This is a genomic window from Robinsoniella sp. RHS (assembly GCF_001029355.1).
Lineage (GTDB): Bacteria > Bacillota > Clostridia > Lachnospirales > Lachnospiraceae > Robinsoniella > Robinsoniella peoriensis.
Window position 1 is genome coordinate 1 of the sequence record NZ_JNGB01000216.1, and the last position, 3,820, is coordinate 3,820.

Below are 3,820 nucleotides of genomic sequence, written 5' to 3' on the forward strand. Positions count from 1 at the left end.
CTTTGCCATTGGAAGCAGTTCCGGTCAGGGTTCCTTCAAATCGCTTCCAGTCCAGCATGGATATCAGGCCTTCCACAGCGTACTTTTCATCATCAATTAATAATATATTCATAATTCTCCCTTCATTCATACAGGTATTTTGGCCTTTTGTTTGCACTTTCGCTCCATTTTTAGATTATAGCGGATTTTATAGGAAGAGACAAGTAAACGGGATGAATGCAGAAAAATAGTGCACCTTATCAAAAAAAAGTCAAGTTGTTCTGGCAGGGTTAATACTTGTATAATGGAAAAGGTAATAGAACCGGGGACATGTACAGAATTGAAAGGAACCCTGAGATGGTCAGGGAATGGAAAGGAGGAGATAATGCATATGAAAACAAAGGGAAACAGAACCGGAATTTCCGGTACTGCCAGAAAGAGAATGGTTTATTTTAAGAAAAACCTGCCTTTGACCTTGATGGCACTTCCGGCGGTTGTGATTATGATTTTGTTCAGATATCTGCCTTTAAGCGGGATTCTTCTTGCATTTAAGAAATTTAATGTTCGAAAAGGAATCTTTGGCAGCGAATACATAGGATTAGATAACTTTAAGTTTTTATTTAAAAGCTCAGATGCATTTATTATTACAAGAAATACGCTGCTCTATAATATCTTATTTCTGGTCATTGACCTGGTGATTGCGGTTGCAATTGCTATTGTGCTGAATGAACTATGGAATAAGAGGAGATCAAAGGTCTACCAGACGATATTTATGGCACCCTATTTTTTATCCTGGGTAGTAGTTTCTTTTGTAGGGTTTGCATTGTTAAGCGTAGATAACGGATTGTTTAACCGGTTATTGGAGATGTTTGGAAAGGAAGGGGTCAACTGGTACAGCGACCCGAAGTACTGGCCGGTGATCCTTGTTATTGTACAGATCTGGAAAACTGTTGGATATTCTACGGTAATGTATCTTGGATGCCTTACGGGGATACCAAATGATTATTATGAAGCCGCTGTTATGGATGGCGCTACCAAGTGGCAGCAGATCCGTTATATTACAATTCCATGTATGCGGTCTATGATGATTATCCTGTCCATTTTGGCAATCGGAAAAATCTTTTTCGCTGATTTCGGGCTGTTCTATCAGATGCCAAGAAACAACGGGCCATTATTCCCGGTGACAAATGTTATTGATACTTATTTATACCGGGCGCTGAAGGAAACCGGAAATATCGGAATGGCTTCGGCTGCAAACCTGTATCAGTCTGTGGTGGGCTGCGTATTGGTGGTGGTATCAAATATGGTTGTGAGAAAAATAGATAAAGAAAGTGCATTGTTTTAAGGGAGGGAATCGGCATGAGTGCTGGAAAGAAAAAAAAGAAAGAGGAGATTTTGGAATCCAATCCGGATTTTAACCGTATATCGGGAAAGTCCAATGTCATCTGGAATATTCTGCTGACGGTTATGGCATTGTCCTGTGTGCTGCCGCTGCTTCTGGTGGTAATTGTATCTTTTAGCAGCGAAAACAGTATCTATCAGAACGGTTACAGCTTTTTTCCATCCGAACTGAGCCTGGAAGCATACCGGTATTTTTTCCGGCTGGGAGACCAGATTGTCCGGTCTTATGGCGTGACTATATTTGTAACGGTCTTTGGCACATTGTTCAGTGTATTTATCACCTGTCTGTTTGCCTATGTATTATCCAGGTCAGATTACCGTTATAATAAAATATTGACGTATATGATGCTGTTTACGATGCTGTTTAATGGGGGGATGGTACCGAGTTATATTGTGAATACCCAGTTTCTGCACCTGGGGAATTCCATATGGTCACTGATACTCCCCATGAGCTTTAATGCTTTTTATGTGGTGGTGCTGCGAACGTTCTATAAGAGTATTCCAATGGAGATTATCGAAGCGGCAAGGATCGATGGATCCGGAGAATTCAATACTTTTCTGAAGGTGGTTTTTCCGTTGTCAAAACCGGGAATAGCAACGATTTCCCTGTTTACCATGATCGCCTACTGGAACGACTGGTTCCTGGGAATGCTTTATATTATGGATCAGAAAAAATACCCGATCCAGACATTGCTGTGGAGTGTACAAAACAGTCTGGAATCGGTAAAGCAGTCGGCATCCAACGCACTTGAGTATGCGGAGGTTGCAAAATCCGCACCTACTGACAGCGGGCGTATGGCGCTGACCGTTTTAGTTGTGATACCTATTCTGCTGGCATATCCATTCTTCCAGAAATACTTTGTAAAAGGGTTGACGGTTGGAGGAGTGAAGGGCTGACAGATAGTAAATAAAAAATTAGTTTAAGGAGGAACAGATATGAAAAGAAAGACAATTGCAGCGGTATTGGCTATTTCTATGGCAGCTGCGCTATTGGGAGGGTGCTCGGGTTCCCGGGAGACGGACACACCGGCTTTGGAGACGGAGGCAAAAAGCACTGCAGAAGAAACAGAACCGGTTTCTGAGGGGACCAAGACAGCTGCTGCGGACAAAGGTTCAGATGATATCGTGAAGTTAAAATGGTATATGTCCATCAACCCGGTAGCGCCGGACACGGATAAGGTCATTGCAAAATTAAACGAATATACCAGAGATAAAATCGGGGTGGAAATTGATTATCAGGTCATTGCCAATCCGGATTATAAGGAAAAAATGCCTACTTATATAAACTCAGGCGAGTATTTTGATATCTGCTTTACCGCTAACTGGACGACGAATTATGCTCAGTTTGCTGCCAGGGATGCTTTCATGGATATCACCGATCTGCTTCCTCAGTATGCAAAAGAAACCTATGACTTTGTGCCCCAGGAGGAGTGGGATGCGGTAAAGGTAGACGGCAAGATTTATGGAGTCCCCTCTTATAAAGAGATGGGATGGCAGTGCTCTGTCTATGCGAACAGTGATATGGCAGAAGAATATGGTATTGATTTGAGTAAGGTTAAGACGTTAAATGATTATACCGAAGTCTTAAAAACCGTAAAAGAAAAATCCCAGGCAGAAGGAAAAAATGTGATTGGGATATCAGGTCTTAACAGTGGATTCCAGTTAGGCGTTCCCTTTGAATCTCTGACAGGTACCCCTACTTTACCGGGTGCATCAGCAATTCCGGAAACGAACCTCTTCACCGACCAGGGGGAAGTGTTCAACCAGTATGATACACCGGAATATATGGACTATTGTAAGATGGTTCACGGATGGTACAAGAATGGCTACATCTCCAAGGATCCGGTACAGTATGACTCTGATATTGCAAACAGAGATAATGACTTTAACAACGGGAATTTGTTTTCCTACGTGACACAGAATGCTCCGGGTGCGGCTCAGATGCTGGAGACAACGGCGGGACACGGGATCACATCGATCGACCTGACAATGCCGATATTTGAAACAAGAAGTGCTCTTGGAGGGCTGCTTGCAATCTCATCCGGAAGTGAGCATCCGGAAGAAGCCCTGAAATTTATTAACCTGTTAAATACAGATCCATATGTGGGAACTTTAATCCGCCATGGTATTGAGGGAGAGCATTATACAGCAGTGGGTGAGAACCAGATTGACCGGACTATGGGCGGAACACTTCCACCGGATAAGAATGGGTATGATTATACCTTTGGATGGCAGTTTGGAACTCCGTTTAATCAGAAATGGGATATCTCATATCCAGAGAATATTGCAGAACTGTTCCAGGAATACAACGACAAGAGCGTTACAGCAAAACACAATGGATTTATGTTTGACACTGCTACGGCAGAAACTGTAATTGCTTCTGTGACTAACGTGGTGGCACAGTATGGACCGGCACTGGAGTCAGGAATGGTAGATCCGG

3 protein-coding genes are annotated in these 3,820 nt (G+C 42.9%); all 3 read left to right on the top strand.

The genetic code is table 11. The annotated features are described in order from the left end of the window. Positions 1 to 370: 370 nt before the first annotated feature. Positions 371 to 1,324, top strand: coding sequence for a sugar ABC transporter permease (locus tag RHS_RS28705; RefSeq protein ID WP_081820493.1), 954 nt, complete (start codon positions 371 to 373; stop codon positions 1,322 to 1,324). A 14-nt stretch (positions 1,325 to 1,338) separates the two neighbouring features. Further along, entirely contained in the window at positions 1,339 to 2,277 is a 939-nt protein-coding gene (locus tag RHS_RS28710) for a carbohydrate ABC transporter permease (protein WP_044289600.1), read from the top strand. Positions 2,278 to 2,316: 39 nt separating this feature from the next. Then, on the top strand, positions 2,317 to 3,820 hold a 1,504-nt coding region (locus tag RHS_RS28715), incomplete at its 3' end, for an extracellular solute-binding protein (RefSeq protein WP_047835136.1).

Coding starts and splice junctions, on each gene's coding strand:
- RHS_RS28705 (WP_081820493.1), top strand. CDS start 371: ATGAAAACAAAGGGAAACAGAACCGGAATTTCCGGTACTGCCAGAAAG.
- RHS_RS28710 (WP_044289600.1), top strand. CDS start 1,339: ATGAGTGCTGGAAAGAAAAAAAAGAAAGAGGAGATTTTGGAATCCAAT.